We start from the raw sequence: 19,833 nt of genomic DNA on the forward strand, positions 1-19,833 counted from the left end.
CTCCCCGAAACAGCACTGCCCGGAAACGGCACCGCCCCGAAACAGCACCTGGAGAACACATCATGCGCGCGACACTCCTGTACGGCGCCGGCGACGTCCGCGTCGAGAACGTCCCCGACTCCGTCATCAAGCACCCCACCGACGCCCTGGTCCGCATCACCGCGTCCTGCGTCTGCGGCAGCGACCTGTGGCCCTACGCCTCGGCGAAGCCCGAGGACGGTCCCGCGCGGATGGGGCACGAGTTCATCGGCATCGTCGAGGACACCGGCTCCGAGGTCACCACCGTCAAGCGCGGCGACCTGGTCGTCGCCCCCTTCGCGATCTCGGACAACACCTGTGCGTTCTGCCGCGAGGGCCTGCACACCTCCTGCGCCCACGCCCAAGCCAACTTCTGGGACGGCCTGCCGGACGAGGGCGGCCAGGCCGAGGCGGCCCGTGTCCCGCTCGCCGACGGCACCCTCGTCAAGCTCCCCGTCGCCGCCGACTCCGCCCTGATCCCGTCCCTGCTGACGCTCTCGGACGTGTTCGGCACCGGCTACCACGCCGCCGTCGCGGGCGGGGTCAGCGAGCGGACCCGGGTCACCGTGATCGGTGACGGTGCGGTCGGCCTGCTGGGCGTGCTGTCGGCCAAGCGGCTGGGCGCCGAGCAGATCATCCTGATGGGCCGTCATCAGGCGCGTACCGACCTCGGCCGGGAGTTCGGCGCCACCGATGTCGTCTCCGCACGGGGCGAAGAAGGCATCGCCCGGGTGCGGGAGCTGACCGGCGGACAGGGCACGCACGTGGTCCTGGAGTGCGTCGGCAACATGCCCTCCTACGAGCAGGCCGTCGGCGTCGTCCGCCCGGGCGGCGTGATCAGCCGGGTCGGCGTCCCGCAGTACGAGGAGGCCCCGATCGGCTTCGGCAGCCTCTTCCGCCACAACATCCGGCTGGCCGGCGGACCCGCGCCGGTCCGCGCCTACATCGAGGAGCTGTTGCCCGACATCCTCAGCGGCGCCATCGAGCCCGGCAAGGTCTTCGACGTCACCACCGGCCTCGACGGCGTCCCGGCCGGCTACCAGGACATGGCCGACCGCAAGAGCCTCAAGGTCCTCATCAACCCCTGACCCGACGCCTTGCCGACACAGCGGCAGCACACCGTCTTCGGCGAGGTCGACAGCGGCACCCGCCGCCGTGAGGCGGGCAGGAACAGGTACGGCATTCCATCGCCGCCTGTCCTGCCCGCTCGTCCCCGGGCGGGACCACGGCGGCGGCTTGCCGGACATGCGGGCACCCCCGGTCCCGCGGACCTTGGACCCGGTGACGCAACGACCCCGGCACCCGGCCCCGACCGCAATCGCTGCTGGGTAGCAGGAGAGAACCATGACCACCTCGGACGGCTGCGCCTTCGCGCTGGACGAGAACGTCGAGCGCTCCTCGGTGCGGTTCAGGAACCGCTACGGCATCGAGGTCGCCGGTGACCTCTACGTGCCGAAGAACGCGACAGGCAGGCTGCCCGCCCTGGCGATCGACGGCACGGTGCGCGATGTCGCCTCGCCCGAGATCTGCACCGAGGACTACAGCGCGGCCGTCGACTTCCTCGGCCTGCAGGACGTCGTCGACCGCGAGCGGATCGGGCCGCAGTACCGCCTGGGGGCGTTGAGCGGGTGCGGGCCGCATCCCGCCGGTCTGCCGCCCCGCCTTTCGGCGTGGACGGCGCCCCTGGGACTCCGCCCGGTCCACCGGGCATCCGTTCGCGGCACCCTCGGTCGGAGCGGGGACAGAATCGGGGCTCGGGAGGGGGCACGTCGGCCTCCCGGCCGTAACCGTGCGCGCGACTGCGTCGGCGGAGAGCACGTCGAGAGCGGTGCCCTGGCGAGGCAAACCGTCGGACGCCTCTTCCATGCCTTCGAGAAGCTGCGAGCCGGTCGTATCTCGTGGGCCGCCACCATCAGGCAGAAACGGCACTGTGCTGGGAGCTCCGGCCATGGCCGGAGCTCCCGGCACAGTACGCACGGGCCGCGCCCGCAATCGCCGTCAGCAGTTCTTGATGCTCCAAACGGGTGTCCAGTAGTAGCGGCTGTTGGAGCTGTACGGGGCCGGGGTGGCGTCGTACGCGGCTCCGTCCGCGCCGTAGAAGATCGCCCTCGTACCGGGCGTCTGATCGTTGATCCACGACCCCCAGCCACCCCACGGCATGGCACGCCTTCCGCACTCGTACCAGCGCAGGGCGTCGCCGTTGAATCCCTCCCGGCTGTAGGCGCAGAACCAGCCACTGTGGACCTGCCCTTGCAGGCAGGGGTCGAACGCGGCCCGAGAGCTGTCGCCGGACGCGAAGTCCCTCGGGTGTTTCTCTCCGGGCAGGGCGACCAGCAGGGTGGCATCGCCACCGAGGTCGATCTCGTTGAGTGCGACCTGCTTCCCGCCGGTCCGCTTCATGTATCGGTCGACCTTCGCCTGGAGCGAAGTGGTCTGGGCCTTCGTCAGGTTCGCCTTCGCGGCCTGGTCCGCGAAGGGCACTCCGCCGCTTGCGGCCGAGACGCTCGTGGTGTCGGAGTCCGGCGCGGCGACGGCAGAGGTCGCCCCGGTTCCGAGCAGGAGGGCGGCGGTCGCGGCGACGACCGCGAGTATGGGTACGCGCATGGTGGTGTTCCCCCGATTCTGATGACCCCTCGCGTGACTGGGGGTCAATCTGACTTCAGGGTTCTTCGAGGCACATGAGATGAACAAGTCCCATATCAGCCAGTTCGGTTGGGCGGGACATAACCGGCAACACCCCCGGTCGCATTGCTGTCGGCCTTGCACGACGACGGCGAGCAGGCGTGGAACTCGATCGCCTGGCACGCCGTGGTGGGCCAACTGCACCCGCGCGACGTCGACTTGACCACCCTCGTTGCCGACCTGACGCCGCCGCGAGAGGCGGGACGGGGCGGGAAAGGGCCACAACCATGCGCCGCCTTCGTGCGTCTCAGTGGTGACCAACGCCCTCCGGGCGAAGCAAGCAAGGGGAAACCTTGATCCACCGTACGAGATCCAGAACCTACGCCGCTGCCGTGGGCGCGCTCGTCATGGCCGCAACCGTGCCGCTGCTGACGCCGACGGCCGCCCACGCCGCGAACGCCTGCCACCGCAACAACAACATCCTCGTGACAGCCGAGATCAAAACCCACTATCCCGTGACCCTTCACGGCGCCACCATCAAGCTGTACAGCGAGCGGAGGAACGGAGCCGCGTTCTTCCAGACGGTCGGCGCACGAGCCGGGGACGTCCTCTCCATCCACCGGACCCACAGAGTCGCCACGGGGAGTGCCGAGCACTACTGGTGGAACAACTCTCAGGCGGGCTCCTACGACTACTGCGAGACGACAGCCTCCCGCGACGGCTTCGTCCGGACCGAACGGATCGACGGGGCACACCACGGCGTGCGGGCCTGCCTGCGACGCAACGGCAACCAGCAGTGCGCCGGCTGGTGGTACGCCGACAACGACGACGACTCCGGCGACATCACGTAGTGCCGTGACGGCAGAGGTTCGGCGGCGCCGTGCGTCTGGCGTTGTCAGCGGCCGGGGGTGGACGCTTGCAGGATGGGACGGCGTGTCGATCAGATGTAGGGCGGGCGGCGACGCCGGGTAGTGCCGCAGCTGTGGCACCGCCGGCTGCCGAGAGCCAAAGCCTGAGCCGGAACCGAGCCAGACCAGGGGCCCGGCCCAGCCCCGGCCGCGACCTCAGCTCCAGGAGCGGGAATCGATCGCCATCGTCATCCCCCTGTCGATTTCTCCGCGCTGGGGCCCGACGACGTGTTCCGAGACGCTCTCGGGATGGACTTGCTGGGCTTCCCTGAATTTCGTCGAGATGCTCAGCGAACGCTCCGGTGTACGCAGTGACGCGCCGCATGGACGCCCCCTGCCGTCGTTCATGCGCACCGGGCCCCGGCACAGGACCACCCCCCGCCCGCGCTCTCGCGGCGAGCGGGGAGCGGACCCCTGGTGCGGCACACCACGCGGGGATGGTGTGTGCCGCACCGGCCCGGTCAGGCGCCGGGCAGTACGCCGGTGCGGGCGACCTCGGCGTACCAGCGGGCGCTGGCCTTGGGGATGCGGGTGCCGGTCGGGTAGTCGACGTAGACGGCGCCGAAGCGCTTGCTGTAGCCGTGGCCCCACTCGAAGTTGTCCAGCAGGGACCACAGGAAGTAGCCGCGTACGTCCGAACCGTCCAGGATCGCCTGGTGGACGGCGGCCAGGTGCCCGCGTACGTAGGCGATGCGGGCGGGGTCGTTGACCTGGCCGGACGGGTCGGCGTAGTCGTCGAAGGCGGCACCGTTCTCGGTGATGACCAGCGGCAGCCCGGGGAAGTCGGCGGAGAGGCGGCGCAGCAGGTCGTACAGACCGCTGGGGTCGACGGCCCACCCCATGGCGGTGGTCTCGCCGGGCGGCTGGTGGAAGGCGACCCGGTCGGCGGCCGGCCAGGGGGTGTGGGCGCTGTTGCCGTGCCCGTCGGAGGTGTGGGTGCCGCTGCCGTCGGCCTCGGACACCAGGGTGGGGCTGTAGTAGTTGACGCCCAGGAAGTCCAGCGGCTGGTGGATGGTGCGCAGGTCGCCGTCCTGGACGAAGGACCAGTCGGTCAGCTCGGCGGTGTCCTTGAGCAGGTCCTCCGGGTAGGCGCCGTTCAGCATCGGGCCGGTGAAGACCCGGTTGGCGAGGGCGTCGATCCGGCGGACCGCGTCGGCGTCGCCGTCCGAGTCGGTGAGCGGGCGTACATGGTGGATGTTGAGTGTGACCGAGACCTGAGCGTCCGCGCGCAGGCGGTCGCGCAGTGCCTGGACGGCCAGGCCGTGCCCCAGGTTGAGGTGGTGGGCGGCGCGCAGGGCGGCGACCGGGTCGGTGCGGCCGGGGGCGTGCACGCCCGAGCCGTAGCCCAGGAAGGAGCTGCACCAGGGTTCGTTGAGCGTGGTCCAGGTCTTCACCCGGTCGCCGAGGGCGTCCGCCGCGAGGGCCGCGTACTCGGCGAACCTCTCCGCCGTGGCCCGTTCGGGCCAGCCGCCCGCGTCCTCCAGTTCCTGGGGCAGGTCCCAGTGGTACAGGGTCGCGACGGGCTGGATGTTCTTCTCCAGCAGCGCGTCGACCAGCCGTCGGTAGAAGTCCAGGCCCTTCTGCACGGCCGGGCCTCGGCCGGTGGGCTGGATCCGGGGCCAGGCGAGGGAGAAGCGGTAGGCGCCCAGACCGAGTTCGGCCATCAGGGCGACGTCCTCGTTCCAGCGGTGGTAGTGGTCGGTGGCGATGTCACCGGTGTCGCCGTTGCGGACCCGGCCGGGGGTGCGGGCGTAGGTGTCCCAGATGGACGGCGTACGGCCGTCCTCCGCGGCGGCCCCCTCGATCTGGTAGGAGGCGGTCGCGGAGCCCCAGAGGAAACCCCGGGGGAAGGTGCGTGCGGCGTCCGGGGCGGACCGGCTCTGCTGTGCTGCGGTGACCACGTAAGTCCTTTCGAGGGGGGATGGTGGTGTGCGCGGGTGCGGTGGATGGCACCCGGCGCGGTGGGTTCCGGGGCGCGCCGGCCGGGCGAGGGGGCGGGACTCGGCTGTTCGGCGGCGCGGGGGGCGGGTCAGCCCTTCACGGCGCCCGCCATGATGCCGCTGACGATCTGCCGGCCGAAGACGATGAACATCGCCAGCAGCGGCAGGGTGCCCAGCAGCGCGCCGGCCATGATCAGTGACTGGTCGCGGACGTAGCCCGCGCTGAGCTGGGTGAGGGCGACGGGGACTGTCGGGTTGGTCATGTCGAGGACCACGAACGGCCAGAAGAAGTCGTTCCAGGCGTGCACGAACGTGATCATGAACAGGACGGCCATCGCGGGCCGGGCGACCGGCAGCACGATGCTCCAGAAGATCCGCAGCGAGTGCGCCCCGTCCACGCGTCCGGCCTCGACGAGTTCGTCCGGCAGCGCCTCCGACAGGTACTGCCGCATGAAGAACACGCCCACCGCGCTCACCAGCGTCGGGAAGATGACGGCGGGCAACTGCTGGGACCAGCCCAGCTCCGCCATCATCATGAACAGCGGTACGACACCGAGCTGCGGCGGCACCAGCATCGTGCCGATCACCAGCATGAGCAGCGCGTTGCGGCCCTTGAACCGCAGCTTGGCGAAGGCGAACCCGGCGAGCGTGGCGAACATGACCGTGGACAGGGCGATCACCCCGGCCACGATGAGGCTGTTGACCATGGCCTTGCCCATCGCCGCCTCGTCCCAGGCCCGGGCGAGGTTGCTGAACAGGTTCGGCCCGGGCAGGAAGGGCGGCGGTGTCTGGCTGACCCGGGTGTTGTCGGTGGAGGCCGCCACCATCGTCCAGTACAACGGGAAGATCGACAGCAGCGCCATCACGGCGAGCAGCACATAGGCCAGCGGGCCGGCGTGGTGCTGGCGGCCCGCTCGCTGGCGCAGCAGCCGGCCGCCGCGGCCGGCCGGCTTCCGGGAGGTGCGGACCGCGCTGCCGGTCCGGGCCGGGAGACTCTGAGTGGTCATGGTGACTCCAGGTCAGGACGTGCCGGAGCGCAGGCGCTTGACGAGGCGCTGCACGAGGAAGACGAGGACGAGCAGCAGGAACATCGCCCAGGCGACGGTGGCCGAGCGGCCCATCTGGTAGTTCTTCCAGCCCTCCTCGTACAGCAGCAGGCCCAGCGTCTGGTACTGGTTGTCCGCGCCGCCGGTGATGCCGTTCGGACCCTGGCCGAAGATCAGCGGTTCACCGAACAGCTGGGTGGCGCCGATGGTGGAGAGCACGATGGTGAAGACGATGGTGGAGCGGATCCCGGGCACCGTGACGTGGGTGAACTGCTTCCAGCGGGAGGCGCCGTCCAGGGAGGCCGCCTCGTACCGGTCGGCGGGGATGGCCTGCATGGCGGCCAGGTACAGCAGCGCGTTGTAGCCGGTCCAGCGCCAGATGACGATGGTGGAGATCGCGATCTGGGCGGGCCACTTGCCGCCCTCCCAGTCCAGGGGGTCGATCCCCACCGCGCCGAGCGCCCAGTTGATCATGCCGAAGTCACGCTCGAACAGCATCGTGAAGACGAGGGCGGCGGCCGCGACCGAGGTGGCGTAGGGGACCAGGGAGGCGACCCGGAAGAACAGCGAGGCGCGCATGCGGTAGTTGAGCAGGTGCGCCAGCCCCAGGGCCATCAGCAGTTGCGGCACCGTGGAGATGACACCGATGGTGATCGTGTTCTGCAGCGCGTTCCAGAACCGGGAATCGCCCCACAGTTCCACGTAGTTGTCGAACGCCACCCACTGCATGACGTCGAGGGTGGCGAGTTCCACGTCGTGCAGCGAGATCCACGACGTGTAGATCAGGGGGTAGAAACTGAACGCGGCGAAGACCACGAAGAACGGCGCGACGAACGCGTACGGGGCGCCCTTGAGATCGAGGCGGTGCAGGAGCGCGCCGCGCCGCCGGGCCGGGCGCTTGTCCGGGGAGTGCCCGGCGGGGGCCGTGGTGGTGGAGGTGGCCACCGGAGGATCCTTCCTGAGAGCGGATGGGTGAGCCTGCCGTCCGGGCCCGCCGCCGAAAGGCGGGCCCGGACGGCCGCGGCCGGACGGACGGGGGTCAGCCGACCGCCTTCTCGATGCGCTCCCTGGTGGTCTTCCACGCCTTGTCCCGCGCGGTGCCCTGCTGCTCGATCAGGGTCAGGCCCTGGGAGAAGGTGTCCTTGATCGTGCCGTCCTTGCGGCCGAGGACCTGCTTGTCCGGTATCTCCTGGGCGGCGGCACCGAAGATCTCGCCGATCGGCGCGTCACTGAAGTACGCCGACTTGGCGTTCTTCACGTCGGCGCTCTCCAGTGCCTCACGTGAGGAGGGGATGTTGCCGATCTCCTTGAAGATGTGGGCCTGCTGCTCCGGCGCGGTCAGCCAGGCGACGAGCTTCTGGGCCTCCTCCTTCACCGGGCTCTGCTCGATCACGCCGAGGAAGGACCCGCCCCAGTTGGCGCCCTTGGGTGCCTTGGCCACGTCCCACTTGCCCTTGTTGGCCGCACCGGCCTTCTCGCTGATGTGGCTGAGCATCCAGGCGGGGCACACGGCCGTGGCGAAGGTGCCGTTGGCGAGGCCGGGGTCCCAACCGGGCTGGAACTGGCGCAGCTTGGCCGTCAGACCGTCCTCCGCGGCGTCCGCGGCCAGGTTCCACGCCTCCTTGACGGCCGGGTTGGAGTCGTAGATCAACTCGCCCTTCTCGTCGTAGTACTGCTCGGGGTAGCCGTAGACCATGGCGTTGAACAGGCCGCTGGCCGCGTCCATGTAGGCGACCTTGTCACCCTTGAAGTCCTTCTTGAAGGTGCGGCCGACCTCGACGTACTTCTTCCAGTCGCCCGCCCAGAGCGCCGCGACCTCGTCGCGGTCGGTGGGCAGGCCCGCCTTCTCGAAGTAGTCCTTGCGGTAGCAGACGGCCATCGGGCCGATGTCGGTGCCCAGGCCCAGGACCTTGCCGTCCGCGGTGCTGATCTGGGACTCCTTCCACGGCAGGAAGTGGTCGGTGCCCGACGTCCCGGCGAAGTCGGCGAACTTGGATGCCTGTGTCTCGGTGATCTCCTTGGCACGCCCGATCTCGATGCCCTGGATGTCCTTCAGGCCCTTGCCGGCGGCGAGCCTGGTCTGCAACGCGGTGTAGTAGGTCTGTTCGTCACCGGCGATCTCGGCCTTGATGTCGACCCCGGGGTTCTCCTTCTCGTACTGCTCGAGGAGGCCCGTCTCCTTGATGCCCATCACCCCGAACAGGCCCATGGTGATGGTGACCTTGCCGTCCTTCTTGCCCCCACCCGTGACCGAGTCGTCGCTGCCGCTGCAGCCGACGACGAGTGTCAGCGCGCCGACGGCCGCGACCGTCGCCACCGCCCTTCTGTGCGACCAACCGAAAGTGCCCATGGATCTCCTCCCAGCGGCGGCGCCGGCACATCGGAGTGACGAGTTCTGCGATGGCTACAGCGATGCCGGACAGCGGCTCTGACAGATCGTGGTGGGAACGTGCCCAATTCGGAGTGGGCACGTTCCCACCGCGCATCGAAGACTCGTCGGAGCGGGGCGGGTCTGTCAATGACTTGAACGCAACTCGTCCCGGGGCCGCGGCTTGTGCGGTCGGCGGCGCGGCGTCCGGGGTGCCGTGCCGAGGGCCAGGTCTGCAAGAATTGCCGCAGGTCACCTCCGCGGCAGGCACCGCCGCGCGACGCCGAGGGGGAAGCACATGTCCGGCAACCGCCGCCCAACGATCAAAACGGTCGCCGCCCGCGCCGGTGTGGGCCGCACCACCGTCTCCCGTGTCGTGAACGGCTCCGATCTCGTCAGCGCCGACGCCCGCGCCCGGGTCCTCGCGGCGATCAAGGAACTCAACTACGTGCCCAACTCGGTCGCCCGGGGACTGGTCACCAACCGCACCGACGCCGTGGCCCTGGTGATCCCGGAGTCCGAGAGCCGGCTGGGATCGGAGCCCTTCTTCGCCGCGCTCATCCGCGGCGTCAGCGGCGCCCTCGCCGACAGCCGCACCCAGTTGCAGCTGATGCTCGTCCGCGACCAGGCCGAACGCGATCAGCTGACCGAATCGGTGGCGACCCGCCGTGTGGACGGCGTGCTCCTGGTCTCCGTGCACTCCACGGACCGACTGCCCGGCATGCTCGAGGAGATGGGCCTGCCCACCGTGCTCGCGGGCCGCCGCGACGCCGGCGAACAGCTGAGTTACGTGAACGCCGACAACGCCGGAGGCGCCGCCGCGGCGGTCCGGCACCTGCTCGAACGCGGCCGGCGGCGCGTGGCCACCATCACGGGCCCCTTGGACATGGACGTCAGCCGCAACCGGCTCGCCGGGTGGCACACCGCGCACCGCGAGGCGAACCTTTCCGCGAGCGAGCTGCTCGTCGAGGAAGGTGACTTCACCGAGGAGAGCGGCGTTCGCGCGATGCGTTCGCTTCTTGAACGCGTCCCTGACCTCGACGCGGTCTTCGCCGCCTCGGACCTCATGGCCGTCGGCGCCCTCACCGAACTGAAGCGGCAGAAGCGGCAGGTGCCGCGCGATGTCGCCGTCGCCGGATTCGAGGACTCCGTCCTCGCCCGCCACACCAACCCACCGCTGACCACGGTGCGCCAGCCCGTCGAGGAACTCGGTCGCACGATGGCCCGCATCCTCACCGACATCACCCGGCACGGCGCGCCACGGCGACAGGTCACGCTGCCGACCGAGCTGGTGGTACGCGAGTCCACGTGACGGACCCATGCGTTCAGCGCGGCAGGCCCTGCGGGGCGGCCCACAGGTCTGGCGCGCCTTCGGTCACCGTCGGGCTTGGCGGGAGCCCTGGATGCGGCCTGACGAGGCGCCAGGTCGGGAAGGTGTCAGCTCAGCAAGAGTTGCCGCTATGCTGCCCGCAGACCTCTTCACAGACCCCTTCGCAGGTCTCATCGCAGGTCTCTTCACAGACCTCTGACCAGACCGAGGACGTCCACAACGAGCGTCGGCCGATGCTCGAATCTCGGGCCTGTCGAACGAGGGCTCGTCTGAGCGGCTACCGGCGGCGGCAGCAGAACTCGGCGTGAGTAGCACGGGGTAAGGCGCGGGAGACGATGTCGAACCCGGCTCGTCGCAGCATGCCCTCGACGATCCAGGTGTAGGTGGAGAACTCCTCTCGGACGTGGGCCTCGAAGTCGGCCTTGGTGAAGCCTTCGCCGTCCGGGCGGCTCGCGGTGTTGATCCACTGCCGCAGGTGTGTCTCTGCGCCGGAGGGCTCGAAACTGAAGATCACGTCCCACAAGTAGAAGGACCCGCCGGGGCGAAGCATCCCGGCTGCGTTGATCAGGGCCTGCTGCTTCCAGAAGTCCGGAAGCTGGTGAAGGGCCGACTTCGTGGTCACCACGTCGGCGAGAGGGCCCTGATGGGTGTAGTCGAGAAAGCCGGCGTGGTGCCATTGCGGTGCAACAGCGAAACGATCAGCCCGCGCCTTGGCGAAGGCCAGCATTTCCTCGGAGACGTCCACACCGTGCGCGACAGCCCCGCGCCGTGCGGCTTGGACCGCCAGTGAGCCCGTGCCGCATGCGAGATCGATCAGCTGGGTGCCTTCGGTGACGCCCAGGCGGTCCAGCAGCATGTCGTCAGCCTGCGGGTCGGTGCCCTGGTTGCGGTCATAGGCAGCGACTGCGGCTCTGCTGCCCAGGTCGATGCCGACCGGCGCATATTCCGAGAAGTACCAGGCGGGACGGGAAGGTGCGGTGTCGCTTCGTGGCATGTCCTGTTTGTAGGCTCCCCACAGGGCTTGCGGCAACGGCAACTTACGCACCATGGCATTGCGAAAGGTGAAAGGTGCAGGACCACGACCAGTACCGGCTCTTCCTCCACCTGGCAGAGACGCTCAGCTTCACCCGCACCGCGGCCGACTGCCACGTCAGCCCTGCCACGCTGTCCCGCACCGTGCAGCGGCTCGAGGCCGCCACCGGGCACCGCCTCCTCGACCGCGGTCCTCACGGGGTATGCCTGACCACGCAGGGCCGCGCCTTCCGTCAATACGCGGCCGAAGCCCTGGACCTATGGGCCCGATATCGCAGCGACGACACCGCGGACGACGAACTCGACGGACACCTCCGGGTGTTCGCCTCCGTCACCGCATGCCACACCCTCCTGCCCGAACTGCTCACGCCCCTGCGCGCCGCGCACCCGCGCGTGAGCATCTCCTTACGCACCGGCGACGCCGCGGCCGCCCTTGCCCTGCTTGATCAAGGCGAGGCAGACCTCGCTGTCGCAGCCCTCCCCGCCCGGATACCCGCCACCGTGCTCGCCCGGCAGATCACACAGACCCCACTGGTCCTCGTCCAGGCCAGGTCGACACTCGTCCACGAGGAGTTCACCGCCGCTGAGGAGCCCTTCGTCCTGCCGCGGCAGGGACTCGTGCGCGCTGCCGCGGACCAGTGGTTCCGAGACCTGAGCATGCATCCGAACATCGCCGCCGAAGCCGACGGCCATGAAGCGCTGCTCACTCTGGTCGCCCTGGGCTACGGCACGGGCGTCATCCCCGATCTTGTCCTACAACACAGCGGGCTCCGCGCGAGACTCCGGCAGGTGACCGCCCCATCCCTACCAGCTCGCCTCACCATCGGCGTCTGCATCCGACGGGCCGACGTACACCGCCCCTTGGTCGCCGCAGCCTGGGCGGCAACCCAGCCGGACACGGCGGACCGTCTGGCTCAGCCATGAAACGGATTCAAGGACACGCACGACCAGAGTGGGTCTCAGCAGTTGGTGCGTGATGGCGGATGGGGCGTGTCTTTCCCGTCAGTTGCTTCCAGCGTTCGTCATCGGCGAAGCCGTGTTCGACAGTGACAAACGCTGGAAGCAGACGGCAATGCCCTCGTCGCGGGTGTCGCCGCATCGTGCATACGGCCAGGTCACAAGGCATCGGTCCATGACGTGCGGGCTCGCCAGTCGGCGGTGACGGTAGCCGTCATGGTGTTCTGTTTCGCAGACGCACACGCGGACGAGACCGCGGCGCCGAGGTTCGTCACGATCCCCATGTCCTTGGGTAGCGAGGCGACCCTTGAGGCGTTCCCTGAGCACGAGGGCATCGGTTCCGTCGACCGGGCCCGTGAACTCTTCGCGTCTGGCGCCGCACTCGCGAACGTACAGGGCTGCCCCGCTTGCCCGTCCGCGCGCATCCGCACGCGCCGTCACCGGATGGAGCGGAATCACGCCCCTCCAGCATCGCAATTCGCCCAGGTCTGCGCGGCGAGCCCCATGCCGGCATGCGCTTCCGCGGGGCCGATGGGGTGACCGGCGCATCCGGGAGGGGCGTGCGGAGGGAAGAAGCTCGGTATCCGTACACGGCTGCCGCCTCGGCGCCGCCGGACTCCTGAAGGAGGCTTCTGTGCCCACGTCCCCGAACATTCCCGACGTCCTGGTCATCGGCGCAGGTGTCGCCGGGTTGGCCTGCACGCGGGACCTCCTGGCGGCCGGGTTGGACGTCCAGGTCGTGGAGGCGTCCGACGCCGTGGGCGGCCGGATGCGCTCCGACCGGGTCGACGGGTTCATCGTGGACCGGGGTTTCCAGGTGTTCAACACCTCCTATCCGCAGGTACGCCGCCGGCTGGTGCTGAGCGAACTGCGGCTGCGGCCGTTCACGGCCGGCGTCCTGGTGCACACCGCCGGGCAGGGCACCCTGCGTTTCCAGGACCCCACCCGGCGTCCGCACGCCTGGTCGACGCTGCTGCCGGGACGGCTCGCGGGTCCCCGTGACCTCGCGGCGCTCGGCCTGCTCACGGCCCGCGACCTGTTCAGCCCGGTCAGCCGGGTGAAAGCGGCGCGGGAGCGGACCACCCGCACCGCCCTGGCCGACGCCGGATTCTCCGCGGAGTTCGTCGAACGCTTCTTCCGGCCGTTTCTGTCAGGGGTCTTCCTGGAGGACGAGCTGGAGACCTCCAGCCGCTTCTTCCACCTCGTCTGGCGCAGCATGCTCCGCGGCACCCTGTGTCTGCCGGGCGCCGGGATCGGGGCCGTCCCCGCGGCGCTCGCCGCCGAGCTGCCGGCGAGCATGGTCCGCCTGGAGACCGCCGTAAACGCCCTCAGCGACGACGGCGCCGTGACGGACACCGGACAGGAACTGCCGGCGCGGGCGGTCGTGGTCGCCACCGGCCCCGGCCCCGCGGGACGGCTGCTCGCTGGACTGAAAGTGCCCGACTGCCGTGTGGTGACGACGTATTACCACGTCGCACAGCGGTCGCCGCTGTCCGAGCCGACTCTCCTCGTCGACGAAGGCCGCCGGTTCTTGAACACATGTGTCCTGAGCGAGGTGGTGCCCGCACATGCCCCCGACGGCTACGCCCTCGTGGGGACCTCCGTGCTCGGCGAGGACACCGACGGACGCGAAGCGATCGTGCGCGCCGCGCTGGCCGAGGCGTACGGGACGGACACCGCAGGATGGGACCTCCTCACCGTCCGCACGATCGTCGACGCGCTGCCGGTCATGACGCCACCGCTGCCGCTGAGCCGGACCACCCGGGTGGGGCCGGGACGTCACGTGTGCGGCGATCACCGGGCGACGGGCTCGGTCCAGGGAGCCCTGGCCTCCGGCGCCCGGGCCGCCCGGGAAGTGCTTCGGGAACGCGTCCGTTAGCTTGATCTTCAAGCCGTGCGGCGAGATCGCAAAGTCGCATGATCTCGTGGGTGCCCTGAGTCGAAGTTGCCTCGACGCCATGTCCGTTGCCCCGTAGCGGTGTTACCGTCGCGCCATGTCCAAGATCGAGATTGACGCGATCGCCGCCGAGTTCTTCGGAGCCTTCGACAACCGCGGCGGCAAGGCCGCGGACGTGGCCCGGATCCGTCGGCTGGTCATTCCGGGTGGTGTGATCGTGCTGACCGGGCCGAAGTACACGGTCTACACCGTGGACGAGTTCATCGAGCCGCGCGAACGCCTGCTCGCCGACGGCCGGTTGGTCGAGTTCTCGGAGTGGGAGACCTCCGAGCGAACCGAGATCGCGGGCGACATCGCGTCGCGCTTCGGCGAGTACCGGAAGGCCGGCATCCTGGACGGGGAGCCGTTCGAGGGCGGCGGGACCAAGGCCATCCAATTCGTCCGCACCCCGGAGGGCTGGCGGATCGCGGCGTTCTCCTGGTACGACCAGCCGCTCATCGAAGGATCCGCTGACAAGGACTCAAGGACAAGCTCAGCCGATGATGGGACCCGGCCTGACGGGACATAGGCGGATCAATCGGGTATGGATGAATCTCGTTGACCCCAGCGAGAGGCACAACTGTGAACGGTGACGGGTCCATGCCGCAGTGGCACTTCCTCGAAGGCGAGGGCCTTCCTGGGCATCAGCTGGTCGAGGGGACCATGGCTGCCATCGTCGTCCTCGATGCGCAGTTGCGTCATCTGTACGTCAATCCGGCATGGGCCGAGGTCAGCGGACTGCCCGCGTCCGCGTTCCTGGGGCGCACGCTCGGGGAGGTGCTGCCGGACCTGCAGCGCTCGGACGATGTTCTGGCCGAGGTCCTCGCGGACGGGCAGCCCCGCGAGACGACCATCTCAGGAACGACCGGTGTCTCTTCTCCGCTGGGGCAACGGTTGTGGCGGGCGGTCTACCACCGCATGGAACTGCCCGGGCAGGATGCGGGCCTGTGCGGGGTCGGCGTGGAGATCAGCAGTCTGCGCAGCTACGTGGACGATCTGGAGACCGCTCACCTACGGCTCGCCCTGCTGGATGCTGCGGCCACGCGGGTCGGCACCACCCTCGACATCGAGACCACGTGCCAGGAACTGGCCGACTTCATGGCCCCCTCGCTGGCGGACATGGCCGCAGTGGGCATCCTGGAAGAGGACTTCACCGGCGCTCCCCCGCCTCCGCCCGGCTTCGTGCGGCTGCGCAAAGTGAGAGGTACCGCGCCCGCGGGGATGGAGTGGCTGCTGCACCAGATGGGCGGACCAGGCCCCTACATCGACATCCCTCGCGGTGTCGCCACGCGCCATTGCATGGACGTCGGGCGGCCATGGCTGGGCAATCTGGCCTCGGACGACCTGTTCCAGAAGGTGACCGTGGACCCTGAGCGCACCAGGATCTTCCGCGCGGCCGGCATCCACTCGCTGCTCATCGTTCCTCTGATCACCGCAGGCCGCCCGGTGGGCGTCATCCTGATGGGCAGGGCCGGCACTTCACAGCCCTTCAGCGACGACGACCTCACGACAATCCAGGCGCTGGCCGGCCGGGCAGCCCTGTCCGTCGACAGCGCGCGCCGCTACAGCTACGAGCACACCATGGCACTGGAACTCCAGCGGGCCCTGCTGGCCGAACCCCGCGCTCCTCACCCGGGCGTGGAGGTAGCTGCCCGCTACCTTCCCTCCGGCCGCAGCGTCCTGGTCGGCGGAGACTGGTACGACTCGATCCCCTTGCCCGATGCGCGGACCCTGCTGGTCATGGGCGACGTGATGGGCCACGGCTTCCAGGCCGCCGTCACCATGAGCCAGTACCGCTCCCTGCTGCGCACCATCGCCACCAACGTCACGGGCGTCGAGGAGATCCTCGAAGAATTCGACCGCCAGGTCGCACAGCTCGGGCTCGACCGCCTCGCCACCTGCCTCCTCGCAGTCATGGACCCGCAGAGCGGCACCTGCACCGCGGCCAGCGCAGGACACCTGCCGCCCGCCGTGCTGCGCCCGGACGGCAGCATCGACATCCTCTGGCTGCCGGCCGGCCCGCCCATCGGCACCGGGCTTGGCGGGTACGAACCCCTCACCGCCACCATGGCCCCAGGAACCACACTGGTGCTCTACACCGACGGACTGGTCGAACGACGCGGCACCGACATCGACGACTCCGTAAAGGAATTCCAGGGCCTGAGCCTGCCCGCCGACGCACCTCTCAACGACCTGCTGGACACGGTCCTGGCACGCCTTGCCAACGGCGCGTACGAGGACGACGTCGCAATCCTCGCTGCCCGTCAGCACCAACACGCCGAGTGATCGCTCCCACCCGGGAACCCGCGTTCGTCAACGATCCCCGGCTGCCGGGCCGGGCTGTGCCGGAGTCGACGGCCGGATGCCGCGACCGGCCTACGGGGTGGCACGTCTCTGCGGGCAGAGAGCATCGCTGATCGGGACTGCGCACACCGCGGCGTGTGTCGACCGCACCTCAGCGCGACGCTCATGAACGCCTGAACGATTCGTTCATTTGTCCGCAGGCCCCCGCAGCGTGAGAACCGCTCAAGTCCGTTCGGTCTGCAGCCGATGCCTTCCGGGAAGATCCTCCTCAGGCAAGGACTGAACACTGTGACGTCAGCATCGGTATCCCGGACACTGGACCTGGTCGCTCTGGCACTGGACGATCTGCGGGCGGGGCGTCCGGTGATCGTGGTCGACGACGAGGACCGCGAGAACGAGGGCGATCTCGTCATGGCGGCCGAGTTCGCCACCGCCGAGGCCATCGGTTTCTTCGTGCGCTTCACGAGCGGCCTGATCTGTGCGCCGATGGCGCCGGAGACCGCCGACCGGCTGTGTCTGCCGTTGATGGTCCCTCCGGCCGCGGGGAGCGCCCCCGACGAGGCGACCTCATTCACCGTGTCCGTGGACGCGGCCGGCACCGGCTCGGGAATCAGCGCCGCGGACCGGGCCCGCACCGCACGCGCGCTGGCCGACCCCCGTACGCTCCCCGGGCAGCTGACGCGCCCGGGGCACATGTTCCCGCTGCGGGCCCGGCCGGGCGGGATCGGCGAGCGACGTGGGCACACCGAGGCCACCGTCGACCTTCTGCGGCTGGCGGGCCTGAGTCCGGTCGGGGTGATCAGCGAGGTGTGCCAGGACGACGGATCCGTCGCGCCCTTCGAAGAACTGCGCGTGTTCGCCGACACCCACCGCCTCGCCCTCGTCTCCATCGAGCAGATCGCCCACGCCGTGCAGCAGCCGGGTCCGGACGGCGTCGCCACCTGGGTGAGCGGATGACCGCCGTCATCCGGGCGACCGTGTTCGACCTCGACGACACCCTGGTGGACACCCGCCACCTGTGGCCCAAGGCATGCGCCGCCTTCACCGTCCACCACGGGCATCGCTGGCGGGCCGAGGACACGGCCGCGCTGCACGGCAACGGCGCCTGGGCCGACTACGTCGCCGGCCTCGGCGACGGCACCGCGACTCCCGACGAGGTCACCACCGTATGCACGGACTCGATGATCATCGAAGTGGAGGCCGGACACGTGCGCGCGCTGCCCGGAGCCGTCGACCTGGTCCTGGAAGCCACGCGGTACGGGCCGGTCGCGGTGGCCACCGCGAGCCCCCGGCGTTTCGTCCACGCCGCCCTGGACCGAACCGGGCTGACCGGCCTGCTGCACACCGTGATCTGCGGCGAGGACGTCACACGGCCCAAACCCGCCCCCGACGCCTACCAGCGGGCCGCCGTCGCACTCGGCATCCCCACCGGCGAATGCCTGGCCGTGGAGGACTCCCCGAACGGCATCCGGTCGGCGCACGCCGCGGGCATGCACGTCCTGGCCGTCGCCCGCGACGACACCACCCTGCCCGCCGACATCAGTGCGCTGGTCACGGCATACACCGACAGCGCGATCCAAGCCCGTCCGGCCCTCACCCGCCTGCTCAGCGCCGCGGCCAGACCCGGCCTCCCCGCCGAACCCCAGCCCACACCCTGACCAGCGCGGGCACAGTCCCGGCCCAAGACCACCGGCGACCGTGACGAAGACTCAGAGATCAGCAACATGCCTGACCGTGCAAAAGAGCCGCCGACCGACTCCTCAGCTCCTGCAGCCCGAGGGTGACGGCCGCTTCTACGCTCCTGTGGTGCCGAGGGGGTCAGCCGCCGAGCGTGTGGCCGAACTTGGCGTTCTTCTCGGGGGCACCGAGCTTCACGGGGCTGAGCGTGCCGGCGCCGGTCGTGGACAGGCCGCTCGCGGAGCCGTAGAGGTTCCACAGGGCACCCGAGTCGGCGAAGGCACCACCCTCGCCGGGGGCCGTCGCCGTCAGGTCCGCCTTGCCGTCCTTGTTCAGGTCGGAGAGGCTCACCCGGCGGCCGAAGTCATCGCCCGACTCGGAGACGCCCGGGACGCCCGCAGTGGACTGGTTGTAGGCGAGCGCGCCCTTGCCGGTCATGCCACCGGCGGACTTGGACGCGCCCTTGAGCAGGATCACCGCGCCGGTACCGGTGGCGGCGTCGAGGCTCTTGCCGGGGACGCCGACCGCGACCTCCGCCTTGCCGTCGCCGTTCACGTCACCGGCGCTGAGGGAGGCGCCGAAGGCGTCGTGCGCCTCGCTCGCCCCGGGAACCCCCGCGGTGGCCTGGGTGATGACCTTCTTGCGTGTGTTGCTCGGTCCGGTGGAGCCGCCGTACTGGATGGTGATGCTGCCCGGGGCGTCGTCGATGACCTCGCTGACGGCACCGATGTCGCGGGTGATCAGGTCGCCGTAGCCGTCGCCGTCGACATCGCCGACGGTGCCGCTGTACGCCGTGCCGAGGGCCTTGGAGGTATGGCCGACGCCGGTCCTCGACCCCTTCCAGAAGCGGGCCTCGTGCTGCATCTCCTCGAAGCCGTGCGTGGTGACGATGTCGTCGACACCGTCGCCCGTGAGGTCACCGGTGATGAAGGAACGCAGACCCGAGGAGCCGTCATCCGTGGTGATGCTGTCCTGGGTGCGCGTCTTGCCGTCGCGGGTGAACGGGCCGTACTGGATCGTCATCCCGGAGACGTCCGGGTCGTCGCTCGGGTCGGAGTTCACGACGAGGTCGCGCCTGCCGTCGCCGTTGAAGTCACCGAGGGCGAACTTGGAGTACCGGTACGGCAGAACGGTGTTCTGGCCCGTAAGACCATCCTTGGAGCCCCAGAGCACGGTCGGCTCGCCGCTGTCGCCGCCGCCCGCCACGAGCAGATCGGTGTACGAGTCGCCGTCGAGGTCACCGGGGAGGGTCTGGGCACCGAAGGCGAAGGTGCCCTGGAGGTCGCCGGGGACGCCGGGAGTGGCCCGGCTGATCATCTGGTGGCCGGCCGTTCCGGGCCCGGAGGCGGTGCCGTACACGACCGAGACGTAACCGGCCTTCTCCACACCGCCGACGGTGCCGAAGGGCGCCGCGACCGCGAGGTCGGCGTGTCCGTCGTGGTTGAAGTCGGTCATCGGTGTGCGGGGCGGCACGGGCACGGCCGACGCCGTGCCGGAGGTGGCGAAGAGTGCGAAGGGGGTCGCGAGCGTGGTGACGGCGATCGCGACGGTGAGAGTGCGGCGGGGCACTGTGCCTCCTGAGCGGAACGTGTGTGACGTGACGGGAGACGAGCCACGTCGAGTGAAGGTTGTACACCGCAGGAACTCCCTTGCCCTCTGAAATGGGCTGGGCGCTGCTGCCGTCCAGGGTTGTGC

Annotated in this window: 15 protein-coding genes and 1 pseudogene; 9 read left to right on the top strand and 7 right to left on the bottom strand. The window is 69.7% G+C overall.

Features of this window, described 5'->3' with window-relative positions; translation table 11 throughout:
- Positions 1-62 precede the first annotated feature (62 nt).
- Positions 63-1,106 carry a zinc-dependent alcohol dehydrogenase family protein gene (locus PYR72_RS01400; RefSeq protein WP_275453424.1) on the top strand — a complete coding sequence of 348 codons (1,044 nt, stop codon included), beginning with the start codon at positions 63-65 and terminating at the stop codon, positions 1,104-1,106.
- A 910-nt stretch (positions 1,107-2,016) separates the two neighbouring features.
- Here the strand turns inward: PYR72_RS01400 and PYR72_RS01405 are convergent.
- Positions 2,017-2,622 carry a hypothetical protein gene (locus PYR72_RS01405; protein WP_275453425.1) on the bottom strand — a complete coding sequence of 202 codons (606 nt, stop codon included), beginning with the start codon at positions 2,620-2,622 and terminating at the stop codon, positions 2,017-2,019.
- A 410-nt stretch (positions 2,623-3,032) separates the two neighbouring features.
- On the opposite strand from PYR72_RS01405, the gene PYR72_RS01410 reads away from it, so the two are divergent.
- Complete coding sequence (locus PYR72_RS01410) at positions 3,033-3,491, top strand: hypothetical protein (RefSeq protein ID WP_275453426.1); 459 nt, start codon at positions 3,033-3,035, stop codon at positions 3,489-3,491.
- Positions 3,492-4,009: 518 nt separating this feature from the next.
- On the opposite strand, the gene PYR72_RS01415 is transcribed toward PYR72_RS01410, so the two are convergent.
- The 4 genes from PYR72_RS01415 to PYR72_RS01430 all read right to left on the bottom strand — a co-directional run bounded on the left by PYR72_RS01415 (position 4,010) and on the right by PYR72_RS01430 (position 8,884).
- Positions 4,010-5,449, bottom strand: a complete 1,440-nt coding sequence (locus PYR72_RS01415; protein ID WP_275453427.1) for a GH1 family beta-glucosidase — start codon at positions 5,447-5,449, stop codon at positions 4,010-4,012.
- A 128-nt stretch (positions 5,450-5,577) separates the two neighbouring features.
- Positions 5,578-6,495: a carbohydrate ABC transporter permease gene (locus PYR72_RS01420; protein WP_107467778.1), complete on the bottom strand. Its 918-nt coding sequence runs from the start codon at positions 6,493-6,495 to the stop codon at positions 5,578-5,580.
- A gap of 12 nt (positions 6,496-6,507) precedes the next feature.
- Complete coding sequence (locus PYR72_RS01425; protein ID WP_275453428.1) at positions 6,508-7,479, bottom strand: sugar ABC transporter permease; 972 nt, start codon at positions 7,477-7,479, stop codon at positions 6,508-6,510.
- Between the two features lie 94 nt (positions 7,480-7,573).
- The gene (locus tag PYR72_RS01430; RefSeq protein ID WP_275453429.1) at positions 7,574-8,884 is read right to left on the bottom strand and encodes an extracellular solute-binding protein; all 1,311 of its coding nucleotides are present in this window, start codon (positions 8,882-8,884) and stop codon (positions 7,574-7,576) included.
- Between the two features lie 316 nt (positions 8,885-9,200).
- Here PYR72_RS01430 and PYR72_RS01435 point away from each other — a divergent pair, with 316 nt between their 5' ends.
- Positions 9,201-10,214 carry a LacI family DNA-binding transcriptional regulator gene (locus PYR72_RS01435; protein ID WP_275453430.1) on the top strand — a complete coding sequence of 338 codons (1,014 nt, stop codon included), beginning with the start codon at positions 9,201-9,203 and terminating at the stop codon, positions 10,212-10,214.
- Between the two features lie 295 nt (positions 10,215-10,509).
- Here PYR72_RS01435 and PYR72_RS01440 read toward each other — a convergent pair whose 3' ends face one another.
- A complete protein-coding gene (locus PYR72_RS01440) occupies positions 10,510-11,226 on the bottom strand; it encodes a class I SAM-dependent methyltransferase (RefSeq protein ID WP_275453431.1) in 717 nt (238 codons plus the stop codon).
- Between the two features lie 74 nt (positions 11,227-11,300).
- Here PYR72_RS01440 and ilvY point away from each other — a divergent pair, with 74 nt between their 5' ends.
- The 6 genes and pseudogenes from ilvY (at position 11,301) to PYR72_RS01470 (ending at position 18,119) form a co-directional block, all read left to right on the top strand.
- The gene (gene ilvY / locus PYR72_RS01445) at positions 11,301-12,188 is read left to right on the top strand and encodes an HTH-type transcriptional activator IlvY (RefSeq protein WP_275453432.1); all 888 of its coding nucleotides are present in this window, start codon (positions 11,301-11,303) and stop codon (positions 12,186-12,188) included.
- A 667-nt stretch (positions 12,189-12,855) separates the two neighbouring features.
- Positions 12,856-14,100, top strand: coding sequence for an NAD(P)/FAD-dependent oxidoreductase (locus PYR72_RS01450; protein ID WP_275453433.1), 1,245 nt, complete (start codon positions 12,856-12,858; stop codon positions 14,098-14,100).
- 115 nt (positions 14,101-14,215) lie between these two features.
- Positions 14,216-14,611 (top strand): annotated as a pseudogene (locus tag PYR72_RS01455) (DUF4440 domain-containing protein); the annotation flags it as partial.
- A 146-nt stretch (positions 14,612-14,757) separates the two neighbouring features.
- Positions 14,758-16,443, top strand: a complete 1,686-nt coding sequence (locus tag PYR72_RS01460) for a SpoIIE family protein phosphatase (protein ID WP_275453434.1) — start codon at positions 14,758-14,760, stop codon at positions 16,441-16,443.
- Between the two features lie 306 nt (positions 16,444-16,749).
- Positions 16,750-17,418, top strand: a complete 669-nt coding sequence (gene ribB, locus PYR72_RS01465) for a 3,4-dihydroxy-2-butanone-4-phosphate synthase (RefSeq protein WP_275453435.1) — start codon at positions 16,750-16,752, stop codon at positions 17,416-17,418.
- Positions 17,415-18,119 carry an HAD family phosphatase gene (locus PYR72_RS01470; protein WP_275453436.1) on the top strand — a complete coding sequence of 235 codons (705 nt, stop codon included), beginning with the start codon at positions 17,415-17,417 and terminating at the stop codon, positions 18,117-18,119. Before ribB ends, PYR72_RS01470 begins: the two co-directional genes overlap by 4 nt.
- Before the next feature lie 160 nt (positions 18,120-18,279).
- On the opposite strand, the gene PYR72_RS01475 is transcribed toward PYR72_RS01470, so the two are convergent.
- Complete coding sequence (locus tag PYR72_RS01475) at positions 18,280-19,707, bottom strand: FG-GAP-like repeat-containing protein (RefSeq protein WP_275453437.1); 1,428 nt, start codon at positions 19,705-19,707, stop codon at positions 18,280-18,282.
- Between the last annotated feature and the right edge of the window lie 126 nt (positions 19,708-19,833).

The organism is Streptomyces sp. VNUA24, from assembly GCF_029167005.1.
GTDB classification, from domain to species: domain Bacteria; phylum Actinomycetota; class Actinomycetes; order Streptomycetales; family Streptomycetaceae; genus Streptomyces; species Streptomyces scabiei.